We start from the raw sequence: 16573 nt of genomic DNA on the forward strand, positions 1-16573 counted from the left end.
GGTGAGCAAGGCAAACGATTTTTCCATCGCCAAGGCGGCGCCGGGCGCAGCCACCCGCATGCTGGCGGCGCGCGTGCTGGCGCAGGTGTTCACCCGCGGCCGTTCGCTCAAGGCGGAGCTGGCCTGGGCGCTGCCCAAACTGGCCGACACCCGCGACCGTGCGCTGCTTGAAGCGTTGTGCTTTGCGGTGCTGCGCCGTCGCAGCACCTATGACGCCGCCCTGCAGGGATGGATGCAGAAGCCGCTGTCCGCACGCGATGCCGACCTGCGCACGCTGCTGATGGTGGGCTTCGCCCAGCTGGATGTGCTGGAACTGCCGGCCCATGCGGCGCTTTCGGCCACGGTCGATGCTGCACGCGCACTTGGCCGTGAACGCCAGGCGGGCCTGGTCAACGCGATCCTGCGCCGGGCCCAGCGCGAGGGCTTCCCCGAGCAGCCGGCACGCGACGCATTTCCGCTCTGGCTGGCCGAGGCCGTCGAACGCGACTGGCCGGCACAGGCCGAGGCGATCTTCGCTGCCAGCCTGCAGCCGGCGCCGTTGTGGCTGCGTGCCAACCGCCAGCAGGGCGGGCGCGACAAGATGATGGCGGCCCTGGCCGAGGCGGGCATTGCCGCCGAAGCCAGCCCGCTGAGCGCCGATGCGTTGCGACTGGCCGCGCCGGTTCCGGTGAACCAGTTGCCTGGCTTCGGCGAAGGCCTGTTGTCGGTGCAGGATCTGTCTGCGCAATGCGCCGCCGACGCGCTGGCACCGCCGACCGGCAGCCGTGTGCTCGACGCGTGTGCCGCCCCGGGTGGCAAGGCCGCGCACCTGCTTGAGCGCGACCCCAGCCTGCGATTGCTGGCGCTGGATATCGACGCCCGTCGCCTGGCGCGCGCCAAGGATACGTTCGCCCGTACCGGGGTGGGCGAAGGCGCCGAGGTCCTGGTGGCCGACGCCAGCGATCCGGGGGCATGGTGGGACGGCGTTCCGTTCGATGCGATCCTGCTGGATGCACCGTGCTCGGCCACCGGCGTCATCCGTCGGCAGCCGGACGTGATGTTCCATCGCCGCGCGGAAGACATCGATGCGCTGGTTGGCATCCAGGCCCGGTTGCTGGAGGCCTGCTGGTCGATGCTGCGCCCCGGCGGTGTGCTGCTGTATGCCACCTGCTCGATCCTGCGCGCGGAAAACGTCGATCAGGTAAAGGGCTTCCTGAAGTGGCACGCGGATGCGGAAGCGGTCGCGCTGGGTGACGCATTTGGTCTGGACTGTGACGGTATCGCACGCCAGCGCCTGCCCGGTGAAAACGATGCTGACGGATTTTTCTACGCGCGTCTGCTAAAAAAGGGCTGACCCAACCGCTGTCCGAGCCCCCATGCTGAAAACCCGTGCATCACGCCAGACGTGGCTGTTCGTTGTGATGGCCCTGCTGGTGTTGGGTGCCGGCCTGGGACTACGCGATCCCTGGCCCTCGGACGAACCGCGCTTCGCCCTGGTTGCCAAGCAGATGGTGGACAGCGGCGACTGGCTGTTCCCGCACCGTGGGCTGGAGCTGTACTCGGACAAACCGCCGATGCTGATGTGGTGGCAGGCCACGCTGTACAGCGTGGTCGGCAACTGGCGTGTGGCGTTCCTGCTGCCCTCGTTGATCGCCGCACTCGGCACGCTGTGGTGCGTGGTCGATCTGGGCCGGCGCCTGTGGACACGCCAGGTTGGCCTGTACGCCGGTTGGGCGCTGCTGTTCGCCCTGCAGTTCACCTTCCAGGCGAAGAAGGCGCAGATCGACCCGCTGGTGGTGTTGTTCATCACCCTGGCCAACTACGGTCTGCTGCGCCACCTGTTGCTGGGACCCGCGTGGCGCTGGTGGTGGCTGGGCTGGTTCTTTGCCGGCATCGGGGTGATCACCAAGGGCGTGGGCGTTATCGCGCTGCTGATGATCGTGCCAGCGGTGATAGGTTCGGCGCTGCACTGGCCGCGGGTGCGGCTGCATGCGCGCGACCTGCGCTTCTGGCTGGCGCCGCTGGCGTTCGTGCTGGCCATCGCTTTGTGGCTGGTGCCGATGGTGATGACCGCACTGGCGACCCGCTCCGGCGAGTACCTGGCCTACATGGACGACATCCTGTTCCGGCAGACCGCCAAGCGCTATGCGCAATCATGGGACCACCACCAGCCCTGGTGGTACTTCCTGGGCACCATGCCGTCGATGTGGATTCCCGCCTTCCTGGCAGTGCCGTGGGCGATCCCTGCCTGGCGGCGCCGGCTGCAGCGTCGGGACGCGCGCTATCTGTTGCTGCTGGGCTGGTGGGCGCTGATCGTGCTGTTCTTCTCGATTCCCAATGGCAAGCGCGACGTCTACATCCTGCCGGCGCTGCCGATGTTCTGCCTTGCGCTGGCGCCACTGCTGCCGGGGCTGCTGCGGCGGCGGGATGTGCAATGGCTGTTGGGCGCGTTCACCCTGCTGCTGTCGCTGGGCACGTTGGCCGCCGGGCTGGCTGCCCTGCTGGGCAAGCCCGGCTTCGAAACGCGGCTGATGCAGACGCGGGGCATCGGCAATGGCGAGATGAACGCATTGGCCTGGGCGGCGATGGCGATGGGCGGCTGGGGTGTGGCCAGCCTGCTGCTGTTCGGGCGCGGCCGCCGCCAGTTGGCGCTGGTCTCGACGCTCACTGTCGTCTGGGTGCTGTACAGCCTGATCGGCTATCCGGTGCTGAATGATTCAAGTTCCGCCCGTGGCCTGATGCGGCACACCGGCCAGCGCATCGGCGCCGATGCCGAGTTGGGACTGGTGGCCTGGAAAGAGCAGAATCTGTTGATGGCCGACCGCCCGGCGGCAACCTTCGGTTTCAACGAGCCTTGGGATGCACAGCTGGCCACGGCCGTGGAATGGCAGCAGTTGGCGCCGCAGCGGCGCTGGTTGCTGGTCCACGAAGACGCGCTGCTGACCTGTATCGACCGCAGCCGTGCCGAACTGGCGGGAATCGCCAATCGCCGCCGCTGGTGGCTGGTGCCGGGCGCTGCGGTGCAGGGCCGGTGCGTGGCCAGCGCCGAGGAGCGCGAACGCGAGCAGCGACTGCAGCGCGAGGAGTAACCACTCTGGCCTGTGCTTGTCCAGACTGCCCAAGCAGCGACAAAGGCAGTAAAACGTCAACGTGGGATCGGCCGTGCCGGCGATCCCGTTCATTCCGCAGGATCGCAGCGAAACTTTTCGACGTGGCAGTTTCACAGCACAACCTGGAATCCACGGCCGGCGATCCGCTGGGCGTACCCGTTGGGGGGCGCCCGCGCACTGCGCACTGGTTGGCGCAGATCGGCCTGTTCTGCATGCCGGCGCTGGTGCTGACCATTCCCATCAACCTGCTGCCGTATGGCCTGGTGTTGCTGGTCACGACGCTGATGGCGCCGGAACTGCTGTGGCGTGCGCGGCACATGGATGCCCAGCCGATCAGGGTGCTGACCTGGCTGACGCTGGCGGTGCTGGCCCTGGGCGTGCTCTCGATGGTCGTGTTCGAGCATGGCCTGCGCAACGTGGACAACCGCTCGCGATTCCTGGTGATCCCGTGGATCGCGGTGTGGGTCTGCGCGTTGCGGCCGGACATGCGCTGGTTGTGGCGTGGTGCGTTCGCCGGCCTGCTGGGTACCTTCGCGCTGGCGCTGTTGCAGGTACTGGGAGGCGCGCCGCGCGCGGAACTGTCCACCAACGCGATCGTGCTTGCCGACATCGTGGTGATGCTGATGGTGCTGCTGGTGTTCTGCCGGCCCTCGCGACGCTGGTCGCTGGTGATCGTCGGCATGGCCGCCGGGTGTGGAACCATCATCCTCACCGGCAGCCGTGGTGTGTTCGCAGCGCTGCTGGCGTTGCTGGTGGTGCTGGCCCTCAGCCTGCGCTGGCGCACCGGCGTGGCGCGCCTGTCGGTGCTTGCCGGCATGCTGGCCATCGCTGCAACCCTGCTGCTGTCGGTACCCGAACTGCGCCACCAGGTGCGCCTGACGGAACTACACAGCGATGTGCAGCGCATGGAGCAGGGCGACAGCGACTCATCGGCAGGGGCCCGGGTCGAGCGCCTGCAGGTGGCATGGGATACCTTCCTCGATCACCCGCTGATCGGGGTGGGCGTGGGCCACTTCGACAACGCCATGCAGCGGGTTCCGATCTGTCGTGAGGATCCGCAGGAACAGCGCTGCCATCTGGGCCATGCTCACAACGATGTCGCCGAGTGGGCGGCTACCCAGGGCCTGCCGGGCGTGTTGCTGCTGCTGGCCGTGTATGGCGTGCCCCTGTGGGTGTTCGTGCGCCTGCACCGGCGCAGCGGGCACACCACCTTCCGTGGCCCGGCTGCCGCCGGCGTGATGGTGGTGGTGTCCTACATCCTGTGCGGACTGACCCAGTCGATGTTCGCGCACCAGATGACCGCCAGCTTCTACGTCACCATCGTCGGCCTGCTGACCGGCCTGTCGATCGTGGAAGGTGCGCGACACCGGGCAAGGAACGCCCGATAGCGTCCAGCCCAGGCCGATTCCCCGTTCAGCGGTTGGGTGGGTCGGACACGGCCTGGCCGTTGCCCAGCATCCACAGCATGATGGTCTTCTGCCGCACGTAGTTGGCGCGCACATAGGCATACACCAGGCCATGCCAGCCGTCGCGGAAGCCGCCACGGAACAGGAAGCCGCGCCAGAACCGCCAGGCAGGGGCCAGCACCAGCTTGCCGAGGGTGGCCCGCTTGCCGCGCGCGAACTCGTGCTCGGCCATCATCCGCGCGTACTTCTCGGTCTTGGCCAGCTGCTGCTGCAGCGAGCGGTAAGGGAAGTGGATGAGGTCCCCGTGCAGGGTGCCGACGGCGCCATCGACGCTGGCCGCCTCGTGGATCTCGCGCTTGCCGCGCCAGCCGCCGTGGCGGCGGTCGAACAGGCGCAGCACCCGGTCCGGATAGGCATTGCCGTGGCGCAGGAATCTGCCGAAGTACTCCGACAGGCGGGCGAAGCGGTAACCCGCATGACCTGCAAAACCGCCGTCGCGGGCTTGCTCGATGGCCGTGCGCAGTTCCGGGCTGACGCGCTCGTCGGCGTCCAGGCACAGTACCCAGTCGTGGCGGGCCTGCTCGACGCAGAACGCCTTCTGGCTGCGGAAGCCATCGAACGGGCGCTGCAGCACGCGGGCGCCGGCCGCCTCGGCGATGGCTACCGTGGCATCGGTGGACAGGGAGTCCACCACCACGATCTCGTCGCAGAAGGCCAGCGAGGCCAGGCAGTCGCCGATGCGCCCGGCCTCGTTGAACGCGATAATGCAGGCCGAGATGCGAGGCCGTTCGATGGGAGCGGTCGTGGAGGACATGATGGCCGGGTACCTGTTGTTTGCGACGGAGCGCTATGCGCTGCCTATTCTCGCCCCGTTGGTGCAGGCCTTGCACGCTTCCGGCCAGGAAGTGGCGGCCTGGTTCGAAGATGGTGCGGCTGGCAGCCAGCTGCCCGGCGTGCCCAACATCGGCCTCAAGCAGGCCCTGGCGATGCGTCCGCGGGCGGTGTTCAGCGCGGCCAACTGGGTGCCGACTTTCCTGTCGGGGGCCAAGGTGCAGCTGTTCCACGGCTTCAACGTGGAAAAGCGCGACAGTGCGCGTGGTCACTTCCGGGTGCGCGGCATGTTCGACCTTTACTGCACGCAGGGCCCTGCCACCACCGCGCCGTTCCGCGAGATCGCGGCAGTGCAGGGCCATTTCGCCGTGGCGGAAACCGGCTGGCCGAAACTGGACCCGCTGTTCCGCGATGACGGCGGCGACAGTGCCGCGCTGCGTAGTGCGGCCGGTGGCCGCCCAGTGATCCTGTTCGGTTCAACCTTCACCGAACGCTTGAGTGCCGCCCCGCACCTGCATGCGCAGATCGCGGCCGACATCGCCGCCGGGCAGCACTACTGGCTGCTGACCCTGCACCCGAAGTGCCCGCCGGACCTGTTCGAACGCTACCGCGCGCTGGCCGGCGCCAATGCGCGCTTCATCGAACCGGAACAGGTGATGGCTGCCCAGCGCGCCGCCGACGTGCTGGTATCGGACACCTCATCGATCGTTTCCGAGTTCATCGTCCAGCACAAGCCGGTGGTGACCTTCCGCAACCGCGTGCCGAAGCCGCACATGATCGATTTCGACGATCCGCAGCAGCTGCCGGCCATGCTGGCGCGCGCGCTGCATCCGGATGCGGCGTTGCAGGCGGAGATCGTGCGCTACGCCGATGCGATCCACCCCTACCGCGATGGCCTGTCCAGCGAGCGGGTGATCGCCGCCACCGAGGATTTCCTGTCCGGCGAGATGGGTGCGCTGCGTCGCAAACCGTTTGGCAGCTGGGTGCGTGACCTGCAGATCCGCAAGGACCTGGGCTACTGGGGGCCGTCGCAGCGGTGACGTAGGTCCTGTAGAGCCGAGCCCATGCTCGGCTGCGGCAAGCCGAGCATGGGCTCGGCTCTACGGTAGATCCACGCCATGCGTGGATGGTCAGTTCAACGCTCGGCCGCTTACCAGCGCAGCTTGCGCCGCGCCAGCGCCGTCGCCAGTTCTTCCATCAACGCATGCGCACGCGCCTGCGGCAGGTAGCGCAGCGCCAGCGCCACATCGCCATGCGCACCGGCGGTGTCCAGCTGCAGGCTGGCCGTGCCCAGCAGTTTGTCCAGAGGTGAGCGCTGCAGGCGCAGGCCCTGCACCTTGTCCAGCTCGGCCCAGCGCCACCAGCGCTTCCACCAGCCGCCGCGCACCGCCACGAACTGGCCATCGAGGTGCCAGCCCATCCGTGCCATCTGCCGGTGCGCGATCAACAGGCTGACCGGCAGCCAGGCCAGCAGCGCCAGGGCCGGCAGGCCCCAGCGCCAGTACAGCGCGGCGGTCAGCAACGGCACCGTCAGCAACGTGGACAGCGACAATCGCCACCATCCGCGTTGCGGTATCGGCTGCCACTGCTGTGGTGGCCATTGCAGCTGCGGCAGCAGGTGGCGCACCAGCCTGTCGCAGGCGCTGGCGCCGGCCAGCGGTGCCAGTTCGCGCAGCGCGCGATCGTCATCGCGCGCGGGGCCACCGGCGGCGCTGTCGATACGCAGCTGGCGCAACCCGAACCAGCGCTGCAGGGTGCTCTCGCCCAGCGTCCAGGCCTGGATGCGGCGGCGCGCGACGCTGCTGCGGGTGCGGCTGAGCAGGCCGGTGGAGACGGTCAGGCGCCGCTCGCGCTCGCTGAGGGTGAAGCCGTGGTAGCGCAGCAGCGTCAATACCACCGACAGCACCCGCAACAACAGCCAGCCCAGCAGCAATGCGGCCGCCAACAGCACCAGCCCGCCGGTCACTCCTGCATGCAGATGGCTGGCGTAGCCGAAGGCCTCGCGCCCGCCACGCTGGATGGCATCGTCCATCACCGGGCGCGGTACGGTCTGGAACAGAACACCGAAGGCGGCGATCGCCAGTGCCCAGCCCCGGTTGGACAGCAGGCCCATGCGCAGCACATCCCAGCTCGACAGGCGCAGCAGGACCTGCTCGTCGTCGGACGGCACGATACTGGCAGCCGGCGCGTCGCCCGGCGTCGGCTGGGGCGCCTGTCCACGCTGGCGCACCAGCTGTTCCAGGGCCAACGCCTGGTCCAGCCGCAGCACCCGCATCTCCGCTTCCGGGCGCACGCCGCCGGCCGACTCCAGGCGCAGCTCGGCAACCCCGAACAACCGATGCAACGGGTTCTGCCGCACTTCCACGTTGTGGATGCGGGCGAAGGGAATCTCGCGCCGGTTGCGCGCCAGCAGGCCGCTGCGCACGGTGATCGCATCGTTGCCGATGCGGTAGCGGTAACTGAGGTACTGCAGTACCGAGACCAGCACCAGTGCGGCGATGGCGCTCAACGGGATCAACTGTGCCCACATCGGATCGCGGTCGCCACGTTGGCCGAACACCAGCAATGCGATCAGCGGCAGGAAATAGTGGCGCAGCTGCATCAACAGCACGAACAGCCACGACCACGGGTGCAGGCGATGCTCTTCGCCACCACTGGGCAGCGACGGCGGCAGGGGCGGCGGCAGGCTCACAGGGCGTCGGCGTCCTGGTCGAGCTGATGGGCCAGGGTGTCACGCAGGCGCTCGGCATCGGCTTCGTCCAGGCCGTTGACGGTGACTGCACTCAGGCGGGTGCCGGCGGTGTGCACAATCAGCGTGGCCAGGCCTGCGCGCCGCTCCAGCGGCCCGCGCCGCAGGTCCAGGTGCTGTACGCGCGAAATGGGAATGCGGGTCTCCAGCTGCCACATCAGGTCGCGGCGCAGGCCCAGGCCCTGTGCATCCAGCCGCCAGCGGGTGCGGGTCAGGCGGCGATGGCCGATCCAGCCACCGAAGGCGAGGCCGACCAGCAGGCCCAGCGACGCAGCCCACAGGCCACCGGGAAGATCGAAGAACCACCAGACGGCCGCCAGCGGTGCGCCGGGGATGAACAGGCCGCCGAAGGCGCCCTCCAGCGCCGCCAACCGGGCAGCGCGCCGCGGCAGGGGTTGCCAGTGGTCGAGGGGCATTTCGGCGGCAGCAACAGGCAAAGGAAGTTCGGTCACGCGGGCGTCCGTCGGGCAGCAGGGCGGGCAGGCGCGGTGATGGCCGCACCGCGCAGACGTTAGCAGGTCGCCCGCGTTACTGGGCGGCCTGGATCAGCGCGTCGACATCCAGCAGGTGCCCGGCGCGGTCGGCCTTGGTGCGCAGGTAGTGCTCGTTCTCGGCGGTGATCTCGCCGGTGACCGGAATGCAGTCCAGCACTTCGATGCCGGCATTGCGCAGGCGTTGTGCCTTGGTCGGGTTGTTGCTGAGCAGGGCGACACGGGACACACCCAGGCCGCGCAGCATCGCCACCGCGCTGCCATAGCGGCGCTCGTCGGCACCGAAGCCCAGCTGCGCATCGGCGTCGATGGTATCCAGCCCGTCATGCTGGTAGCCGTAGGCGCGCATCTTCGCGGCGATGCCGGTACCGCGGCCTTCCTGGTCCAGGTACAGCAGCACGCCGCCGCCCAGCTCCTTCAGCTTGCGCAGGCCACGGCGCAGCTGGTCGCCGCAGTCGCACTTGAGCGAACCGAACAGGTCGCCGGTGAGGCAGGACGAATGCACGCGTACCGGCACCACGGCGGAAAGGTCCGGTTCGCCGACGATGATCGCCACCTGGTCGCGCTGGGCGACGCCGCCGCGGAACACTGCGAACGTGGTCATGCCGACATCACGCAGCGGCACCGGAGAACGCGCCACCAGTTCGTAATCATGTGCGGCATGCGCAGCGCCCTCGGCCAGATCGCACAGGCCGACGTCGGCGGCGCCATCGAAGGTGTTGTCGGCCGCCTCAAGGCGCACGGCCACCATCGCCGGCAGCAGCAGGCCCAACCGGGCCAGTTCCACCGCGCCGGCATCGAACGCATCGCCTGCGCTCCAGGCCGCGGGCATCGGCCCTGATTCGCGCAGGTAACCCAGCGAGGGCAGGGCATCGAACGCAACGCCGGCCAGTGGCAGGCGCGCGCCCTCGGGTGCCTCCACGCCGAGCACGCGGGCGCGGGTGGCGGTCAGGTACAGGTAATGGCGCTCGCGCGCGGCGCTGGCGAAGGCGGCAAAGCTGCTGGCGGTGGCGCTGTCCAGCGCGATCACCGCCAGGCGCTGGCCCTGGCCATCGTGAAGCAGGACCGGGCGACCGGCGCGCAGTTCGGCGACCGCGCGCTCGCAGCGGATCGCCGCCGGATCACCGAACAGGGAGGAAGCAGACATGGCAGGACCGGGGGAGGCGGACATCGGTGTCTCTATGGGGGCGCCAGCGTCGTATTCAACGTGCTGCGGCGGTGTGTCGCAGGCCGGGTGGAGCGGCTTTCAGTGCGGATGCTCGTCGGTCGCGTACGGGTCTTCCTCGCCGCTGCCCGGTGGCCGCAGCGTATAGCGCTTGTAGGTCCACTGGTACTGCGCCGGGTCGCGGCGGGCGATGCGTTCGATACCCGCGTTGAGCGCGGTGGCGGCGACCTGCGGGTCCGGGTCGGCCACGGCCGGGTCGGTCGGCTCGATGTGCAGGGCGAATTCCATGTCCGGGCCGATGCGCTCGCACCAGCCATACAGCACCGTCGCGCCGGTGCGCTCGGCCAGGCGGTTGACCAGGGTCATGGTCAGTGCCTGCACGCCGAAGAACGGCACGAACACCCCGTCGCCGGCCTTGGGCTGCTGGTCTGGCAGGATGCCGGTGGCACCGCCGTCCTTGAGTACCTTGAACAGCTGGCGCACGGCCGGGCCCTCGGCGCGCACCTGCTGCACGTTGTGGCCGCCGCGCACGATCTGCAGGAAGGCATCGCTGGCCTCGTCCTCCGGTGGCTTGTAGACGATGGCGATCTGCCCGCGCGAGGCCAGCCACTGGTTCAGCAGCTCCCAGTTGCCGTAGTGCGGGGCCGCCACGATCACGCCCTTGCCGCTGGCCAAGGCCGCGTCGTACAGCGCCTGGCCGTGGCGCTCCTTCAGGTACAGGCGCAGGTTGTCTTCGGGCTTCCGGCTCCACAGGCGCAGGGTCTCGATGGCCTGCAGGGCGGTGGAGCGCAGCAGGTCGCGCTGCAGGCGTTCGCGTGCCGGGGCGTCCAGCTCGGGGTAGGCCAGCTCCAGGTTGCGGCGGGTGACGCGGCTTTCGCGGGCATCGAGGCGCACCCACATCCAGGCCAGGGCGTGCGCGAACCCGCGCAGCAGTGGCCAGGGCAGGCGGGCGAACAGGGTGGTGGCGCGGTAGACCAGCCGGGCTTTGCGGTGTGGATTCATCTCCCCCAGTTTAGCCAAGGGCGCTGCTATCGTGGCCGGCCCTTGCCTGGAAGCCCGCCAATGCTCGTCCTGATTCAACGTGTCAGCCAGGCCGCCGTGCATGTGGAAGGTGAGGCGGTAGGGCAGATCGGCCCCGGCCTGCTGGCCCTGGTCGGCATGGAGCCGGGCGATACCGAGGCCCAGCTGCAGCGGATGGCCGAACGCGTGCTCGGCTACCGTGTGTTTGCAGATGAGGCGGGCAAAATGAACCGCTCGCTGCGTGATACCGGCGGCGGCCTGCTGCTGGTCAGCCAGTTCACCCTGGCCGCGGACACCCGTTCCGGCATGCGGCCGAGCTTCACCAGCGCGGCACCGCCGGAGGAGGCTGAACGCGGGTTCAATCGATTTGTCGGGATCTGTCGTGAAAATCACGCACCAGGGGTGGAAACGGGCCGCTTTGGTGCCCATATGGTCGTCAGCCTGGTCAATGACGGTCCCGTGACCTTCCTCCTCAGGCCCTAGGCCACCGGGACCACCGCCCGGCAGGCCGGGCCCCGGGCTGGTATAATGCTACGTTCCCTATTTCCCCCTAGCCGGTGGCGCGAGCACTACATGGCCAACGAACGTCCTGCCCAATCCGAAATCAAGCAACTGATCAGCAAGGGCCTGGAACAGGGCTACCTGACCTATGCCGAAGTCAATGACCATCTGCCGGACGACATGGTCGACCCGGAACAGATCGAAGACATCATCGGCATGATCAACGGCATGGGCATTGATGTCCATGAAGTTGCTCCGGATGTGGAAACCCTGCTTCTCAACGACGGCAACACGGGCAACCGTGAGGTCGACGACACCGCAGCCGAAGAGGCTGCCGCCGCGCTGAGCGCGCTCGACACCGAAGGTGGCCGTACCACCGACCCGGTGCGCATGTACATGCGCGAAATGGGTACCGTCGAGCTGCTGACCCGCGAAGGCGAAATCGCCATTGCAAAGCGCATCGAAGAAGGCCTGTCCCAGGTCCAGGCCGCACTCGGCCAGTTCCCGGTGTCGGTCGAATCGCTGCTGACCGATTACGAAGCGCACAAGGAAGGCCGCAAGCGCCTTGCCGAAGTGATCGTCGGCTTCAATGACCTGTCCGACGAAGTGCCGGCCCCGGCTGCTGCCGTGGCCGACGACTCGGATGACAGCGATGACGACGCCGACGAGGAAGAAGATGATGTCGACGGCGCCGATGAAGAAGCCGCGCCGACCGGTCCGGATCCGGAGGAAGTCGCCGCGCGCATGCAGGCGCTGAGCGATGCCCTCAACGCCTTCAAGAAGGCCGTTGCCAAGGGCGACAAGAAGAACCTGCTGAAGCTCCGTGAGGAGATGTCGGCGGTGTTCGTCACCCTGAAGCTGCCGCTGCCGCTGACCGACGTGCTGACCAAGCAGCTGCGCGACACCATGGGCAGCGTCAAGGCCCACGAGCGCCGCGTGCTGAACCTGGCCACCGTCACTGCCCGCATGCCGCGCAAGGACTTCATCCGTTCCTGGGAAGGCAACCAGACCAACCTGGAATGGGTGGAAGACGCACTGAAGCGCAAGCAGAAGTGGTCTTCGGCGCTGCGTGAAGTGAAGGACCAGATCGTGTCCGAGCAGCAGGCCACCATCGACATCGAGAAGGTCACCCTGCTGGACCTGGACGAGCTGAAGGAACTCAGCCGTGCCATGGCCTACGGCGAAGCCAAGGCGCGCAAGGCCAAGAAGGAAATGGTCGAGGCCAACCTGCGCCTGGTGATCTCCATCGCCAAGAAGTACACCAACCGCGGCCTGCAGTTCCTCGACCTGATCCAGGAAGGCAACATCGGCCTGATGAAGGCCGTGGACAAGTTCGAGTACCGTCGCGGCTACAAGTTCTCCACGTATGCGACCTGGTGGATCCGCCAGGCCATCACCCGTTCGATCGCCGACCAGGCGCGCACCATCCGTATTCCGGTGCACATGATCGAAACGATCAACAAGTTGAACCGCATTTCCCGCCAGATGCTCCAGCAGTACGGCCGCGAGGCTACGCCGGAGGAGCTGGCCAAGGAAATGGACATGCCGGAAGACAAGATCCGCAAGGTGATGAAGATCGCCAAGGAGCCGATCTCGATGGAAACCCCGATCGGCGACGACGAGGATTCCCATCTGGGCGACTTCATCGAGGACACCAATGTGGAGTCCCCGATCGAGAACACCACCAACATCAACCTGTCTGAAACCGTGCGCGACGTGCTGGCTGGCCTCACCCCGAGGGAAGCCAAGGTGCTGCGCATGCGCTTCGGCATCGACATGAACACCGACCACACCCTTGAGGAAGTCGGCAAGCAGTTCGACGTGACCCGCGAGCGTATCCGCCAGATCGAAGCGAAGGCCCTGCGCAAGCTGCGTCACCCGAGCCGTTCGGAGCAGCTGCGCAGCTTCCTGGATATCGATTGATTTCCAGGTAGTGCCGAGCCATGCTCGGCAACTGCTTCTGTCTGGAAAAACCCCGCTTCGGCGGGGTTTTTCTTTGGGCTGGGCGCCGGATGGCGAGGGTGCCTTCTGTAGAGCCGAGCCCATGCTCGGCTGCTCTCCCACGATGACGTTTTGGCCAATTCTTCGTCGTCTCCAATCGCCAAAATTCGCGCCTTTTGACGCAACCGGCTTGAGCATTGTTGAGCAATAACGCGCGACTCCGAGCGACGGGAAGGAGTTGGCCAGGTCGATCCTCAAGTGCCCCAGTACGTCGAGCTGTTTGAGCAGCCATGGCTCCCGCAAGCCCTGTCGCAATCAACAATTGAAGCCACTACCTTCTCTTCCACACAGTCCCCGCAGGTGCTCAACACACCGTCGTAGGAGGGCTGTCTGCCTAACAGCAGGCAATCGAGGGTCAAGCCGCATCACTCGCCACCCAAGCGAGCCGAAAGGTTTCTGGCCGGGTGGCGCGCAGTCATACAAGACCCCGCAAGGGGAAAAGCTGCGGGCGGCCCTACGACCGTGTTGAAGCACCCGGCCGCCTCTCTCAACAGGAGGCGTAGGAGGTTCGACGAATCGTAGGAGATCCAAGATGAGACAGAAAGCCACAGCCGGCAGGAGCGCTGGCGACCGGGTCCGTGCAGATACGTGTGACTTCCCGCCCCTACTGGATTGGAATGAAGTGATGCAGGACGAACGGGAGGATCGGCTGGGGTTTGCCAGGCGCGCGACGTTCGCGCTGCTGACGCAGTCTGGCGCAGGATTGATCGAAGGCTTCGGTAGCGGCAATCAGAAGGGACTGGAGGGGGCCATGAGGGCAGTGGCGCTGTTCCAAGCGCATCTGCAGGAGATGGAGCGGCTCGCTGGGATAGCCGAGAAGCGGTTGCAGCATGTTGCTCAGGTGCTCGCTACTGCGGACTGAGTAGCCGACTCCGCCCGTGCTCCACTACACTGTGACGCTGCGCAGGGCCTATAGCTCAACGGTTAGAGCAGGGGACTCATAATCCCTTGGTTCCAGGTTCGAATCCTGGTGGGCCCACCACATTGACGTCCATCGGAGTCCAAGGACGTCTTGCTAAGCCTGGTGGTGCTGGATTTAGAGCGGTTCTGGCGTCCAGTGGTGTCCAGTGGCATCCACTTGCATCCACGAAAAAAGTGAGTCAGGCTGTGTGTCAGCGGGCTAGACGCCCCTAGACGACTCACAGGCGCTCGACTCACATGCTGACCGACACCAAGTTGCGCTCGCTCAAGCCGAAGGCCAGTCCCTTCCGTGTGGCTGATGCCAACGGCTTGTGCATCGAAGTGCGCCCATCGGGAGCCAAGGTCTGGCGTTACCGCTATCGCTACCTGGGCAAGGCCAGCATCGTCACGCTCGATGAGTACCCCTCAATGACACTGCAGGCTGCCCGCGTCGAGCGCGACCGTCTGCGTTCGTTGCTGCGCGGCGGAGCCAATCCCGCTCAGGTGGCTAGGGTCGAAAAGGCGGTGCAAGGAGAGCGGGCCGCAAACACCTTCGGCGCCATTGGCCTGGAGTTGCTCGCCAAGCGGACGAAGGAAGGCCTTTCCCCCGGATCGGTTGTGCGTGAGCGTCGGCTGATCGAGAAGGATCTGGCTGGACTGACAGATTTGCCAATTGGGGACATCACCGCCCCCGTGCTACTGGCTGCACTGCGGAAGTTGGAGCAGCGCGGTGTTGTGGAAACCGCGCATCGTGCCCGGTCCCACGCTGGGCGAGTATTCCGCTACGCCATCGCTACGGGTCGTGCTGACCGGAATCCCGCTCAGGACCTCACAGGAGCGCTTGAGCAGCCTCAGACCAAGCACTTCGCTAGCGTGACCGACCCTGCCGTCATCGGCGACTTGTTGCGCGCGCTGTGGGGGTATCACGGCGCATTGGTGACTCAGGCAGCGCTGAAGCTAGCCCCCATGCTGTTCGTTCGCCCTGGCGAGCTGAGGCAGGCGAAATGGGCCGATATCAATCTGGAAGCTGGTGAGTGGCGTTACGTCACTAGCAAGACCAAGACCCCCCACATCGTCCCTCTGTCTCATCAGGCCGTTGAGGTTCTGCGGGAGCTGTACCCGTATACGAAGCGGAGCGAGTTTGTCTTCCCTGGTGTTCGCAGTGCCCTAAAGCCGATGAGTGAGAACACACTGAACGCAGCGCTGCGGAACCTTGGATTCGACTCGGACACGATGGTGGGCCATGGCTTCCGAGCGATGGCAAGAACCGTGCTGGACGAAGTGCTTGGCTATCGCCCGGACTACATCGAACATCAGTTGGCGCATGCCGTAAAGGATCCGCTTGGGCGGGCCTACAACCGGGCAACCCACCTGCCGGAACGCCGGAAGATGATGCAGGCCTGGTCTGACTATCTCGACCAGCTGCGCGTTACAGAACCGAATGTGCTGGCCTTCAAAGCCAAGCGCGCCTAACCACCGGAGATAGGCCTTTGAGGGGGCCGAACAAAGAAGCATACTGGAATTGTCCAAGTGGAGTTCCATGGCGCCGAGCTGATTGGACGGATGTATCAAGGACAGCCCTTTGTGGCAATGCGGCCAGTTGTGGAGGGCATGGGGCTCGTCTGGCAGAAGCAGCTGGAGAGGATGCAGTCCCATCCGGTTCTCCGAAGTCAGTTGTATACCTTAGCCGGCGGGACCGAGCTAAACGAACTCGTGAAGTCGACCCGGGCGGCAGTAGGGCGGGCCGCCAAGGGCGGGACCGACCAGGCCGATGGGCTGCTGACCAGCCAAGCCATTGCCCTGAATGCGGTTTTCCTGGAGATGAGCCGCCGAGCGGCACTAAACATGGGGCAGCACATGGGCGCCATGGAGACCTACATGCGGCTGGCCCTGAAGGCCCAGTCCCAGTGCCGGACGACTCTGGAGACCTTGGCCGAGATCAAGAACCCCAGGGCCGTGGCGTTCGTGAAGCAGGCCAACATTGCCGGTGGCCACCAGCAGGTGAACAACCTTGCCCCGGAAATTCTCGGGCCGGTCCCGGAAGAGGCCGGGCGCGCGGAAACCAAAAGACGGCCGAACGAACTATTGGAGGAGATCTCAGATGCGCAATGGCTGGACCCCAGAGCGGCGCCGGCGACAGGCGCAGGCAATCCAGAACTGGCGACCTTGGGAGGAGGCGACCGGCCCGCGCAGCGTCGAAGGAAAGGCCAAGGCGGCTAGGAACGCCTGGAAGGGCGGGGAGCGGAAGGCGCTTCGTCAGCTGGCCGCTGTCCTCCGGGAAGTCAGGGGCTAAGGCAGCAGCTCTTTGGCTAGGGCGCTGGAGTTTCTGGACGCCTCTACGCGCGCGAGCCCACCACCACCACCCCCGAGTTTCGAGACCAGTACCCGCACGCGCACGAGATGCGAGCGGAACGGCCTAG

General features: G+C 66.6%; 14 protein-coding genes and 1 tRNA gene. 10 read left to right on the top strand and 5 right to left on the bottom strand.

Annotated features, from left to right (window positions below; translation table 11 throughout):
• The first annotated feature begins 1 nt into the window (after position 1).
• The 3 genes from rsmB (at position 2) to H3005_RS00225 (ending at position 4477) form a co-directional block, all read left to right on the top strand.
• The gene (rsmB, locus tag H3005_RS00215; protein WP_191077356.1) at positions 2–1333 is read left to right on the top strand and encodes a 16S rRNA (cytosine(967)-C(5))-methyltransferase RsmB; all 1332 of its coding nucleotides are present in this window, start codon (positions 2–4) and stop codon (positions 1331–1333) included.
• Between the two features lie 22 nt (positions 1334–1355).
• Positions 1356–3068, top strand: a complete 1713-nt coding sequence (locus tag H3005_RS00220; RefSeq protein ID WP_100553736.1) for a glycosyltransferase family 39 protein — start codon at positions 1356–1358, stop codon at positions 3066–3068.
• Between the two features lie 122 nt (positions 3069–3190).
• Entirely contained in the window at positions 3191–4477 is a 1287-nt protein-coding gene (locus tag H3005_RS00225; protein WP_243381886.1) for an O-antigen ligase, read from the top strand.
• Between the two features lie 25 nt (positions 4478–4502).
• Here H3005_RS00225 and H3005_RS00230 read toward each other — a convergent pair whose 3' ends face one another.
• On the bottom strand, positions 4503–5309 hold the full coding sequence (locus H3005_RS00230; protein ID WP_100553735.1) for a glycosyltransferase family 2 protein: 807 nt from the start codon (positions 5307–5309) through the stop codon (positions 4503–4505).
• On the opposite strand from H3005_RS00230, the gene H3005_RS00235 reads away from it, so the two are divergent.
• Positions 5308–6366, top strand: a complete 1059-nt coding sequence (locus tag H3005_RS00235; RefSeq protein ID WP_100553734.1) for a CDP-glycerol glycerophosphotransferase family protein — start codon at positions 5308–5310, stop codon at positions 6364–6366. The genes H3005_RS00230 and H3005_RS00235 overlap by 2 nt on opposite strands.
• Positions 6367–6476: 110 nt before the next feature.
• Here H3005_RS00235 and H3005_RS00240 read toward each other — a convergent pair whose 3' ends face one another.
• The 4 genes from H3005_RS00240 to H3005_RS00255 all read right to left on the bottom strand — a co-directional run bounded on the left by H3005_RS00240 (position 6477) and on the right by H3005_RS00255 (position 10733).
• Entirely contained in the window at positions 6477–8018 is a 1542-nt protein-coding gene (locus tag H3005_RS00240; RefSeq protein WP_100553733.1) for a PH domain-containing protein, read from the bottom strand.
• Entirely contained in the window at positions 8015–8491 is a 477-nt protein-coding gene (locus H3005_RS00245; RefSeq protein ID WP_100554223.1) for a PH domain-containing protein, read from the bottom strand. The genes H3005_RS00240 and H3005_RS00245 overlap by 4 nt, the downstream gene beginning before the upstream one ends.
• A gap of 112 nt (positions 8492–8603) precedes the next feature.
• On the bottom strand, positions 8604–9737 hold the full coding sequence (ribA, locus tag H3005_RS00250) for a GTP cyclohydrolase II RibA (protein ID WP_191077357.1): 1134 nt from the start codon (positions 9735–9737) through the stop codon (positions 8604–8606).
• A 75-nt stretch (positions 9738–9812) separates the two neighbouring features.
• On the bottom strand, positions 9813–10733 hold the full coding sequence (locus tag H3005_RS00255) for a lauroyl acyltransferase (protein ID WP_100553732.1): 921 nt from the start codon (positions 10731–10733) through the stop codon (positions 9813–9815).
• Positions 10734–10793: 60 nt separating this feature from the next.
• Between H3005_RS00255 and dtd the strand changes: the two genes are divergently transcribed.
• The 6 genes from dtd to H3005_RS00285 all read left to right on the top strand — a co-directional run bounded on the left by dtd (position 10794) and on the right by H3005_RS00285 (position 16373).
• The gene (gene dtd / locus H3005_RS00260; RefSeq protein ID WP_089237155.1) at positions 10794–11234 is read left to right on the top strand and encodes a D-aminoacyl-tRNA deacylase; all 441 of its coding nucleotides are present in this window, start codon (positions 10794–10796) and stop codon (positions 11232–11234) included.
• A gap of 90 nt (positions 11235–11324) precedes the next feature.
• Entirely contained in the window at positions 11325–13175 is a 1851-nt protein-coding gene (gene rpoD / locus H3005_RS00265; protein WP_100553731.1) for an RNA polymerase sigma factor RpoD, read from the top strand.
• Positions 13176–13878: 703 nt separating this feature from the next.
• Positions 13879–14115, top strand: coding sequence for a hypothetical protein (locus tag H3005_RS00270; protein ID WP_223879979.1), 237 nt, complete (start codon positions 13879–13881; stop codon positions 14113–14115).
• Positions 14116–14159: 44 nt separating this feature from the next.
• Positions 14160–14235, top strand: a tRNA-Ile gene (locus H3005_RS00275).
• Positions 14236–14411: 176 nt separating this feature from the next.
• Positions 14412–15626 (top strand): integrase arm-type DNA-binding domain-containing protein, encoded by a 1215-nt coding sequence (locus H3005_RS00280; protein ID WP_191077358.1) that lies wholly within the window; start codon positions 14412–14414, stop codon positions 15624–15626.
• Between the two features lie 57 nt (positions 15627–15683).
• Positions 15684–16373 (top strand): phage antirepressor N-terminal domain-containing protein, encoded by a 690-nt coding sequence (locus H3005_RS00285; protein ID WP_191077359.1) that lies wholly within the window; start codon positions 15684–15686, stop codon positions 16371–16373.
• The last annotated feature ends 200 nt before the right edge of the window (positions 16374–16573 follow it).

Origin of the sequence: Stenotrophomonas sp. Br8 (assembly GCF_014763005.1) — a bacterium.
GTDB lineage: Bacteria > Pseudomonadota > Gammaproteobacteria > Xanthomonadales > Xanthomonadaceae > Stenotrophomonas > Stenotrophomonas lactitubi.

What these genes read in the sequence shown, in the direction of transcription:
- H3005_RS00220 (WP_100553736.1), top strand. Translation starts at nt 1,356, where the DNA reads ATGCTGAAAACCCGTGCATCACGCCAGACGTGGCTGTTCGTTGTGATG.
- H3005_RS00235 (WP_100553734.1), top strand. Translation starts at nt 5,308, where the DNA reads ATGATGGCCGGGTACCTGTTGTTTGCGACGGAGCGCTATGCGCTGCCT.
- H3005_RS00230 (WP_100553735.1), bottom strand. Translation starts at nt 5,309, where the DNA reads ATGTCCTCCACGACCGCTCCCATCGAACGGCCTCGCATCTCGGCCTGC.
- H3005_RS00245 (WP_100554223.1), bottom strand. Translation starts at nt 8,491, where the DNA reads ATGCCCCTCGACCACTGGCAACCCCTGCCGCGGCGCGCTGCCCGGTTG.
- ribA (WP_191077357.1), bottom strand. Translation starts at nt 9,737, where the DNA reads ATGTCCGCCTCCCCCGGTCCTGCCATGTCTGCTTCCTCCCTGTTCGGT.
- H3005_RS00255 (WP_100553732.1), bottom strand. Translation starts at nt 10,733, where the DNA reads ATGAATCCACACCGCAAAGCCCGGCTGGTCTACCGCGCCACCACCCTG.
- dtd (WP_089237155.1), top strand. Translation starts at nt 10,794, where the DNA reads ATGCTCGTCCTGATTCAACGTGTCAGCCAGGCCGCCGTGCATGTGGAA.
- rpoD (WP_100553731.1), top strand. Translation starts at nt 11,325, where the DNA reads ATGGCCAACGAACGTCCTGCCCAATCCGAAATCAAGCAACTGATCAGC.
- H3005_RS00270 (WP_223879979.1), top strand. Translation starts at nt 13,879, where the DNA reads ATGCAGGACGAACGGGAGGATCGGCTGGGGTTTGCCAGGCGCGCGACG.
- H3005_RS00280 (WP_191077358.1), top strand. Translation starts at nt 14,412, where the DNA reads ATGCTGACCGACACCAAGTTGCGCTCGCTCAAGCCGAAGGCCAGTCCC.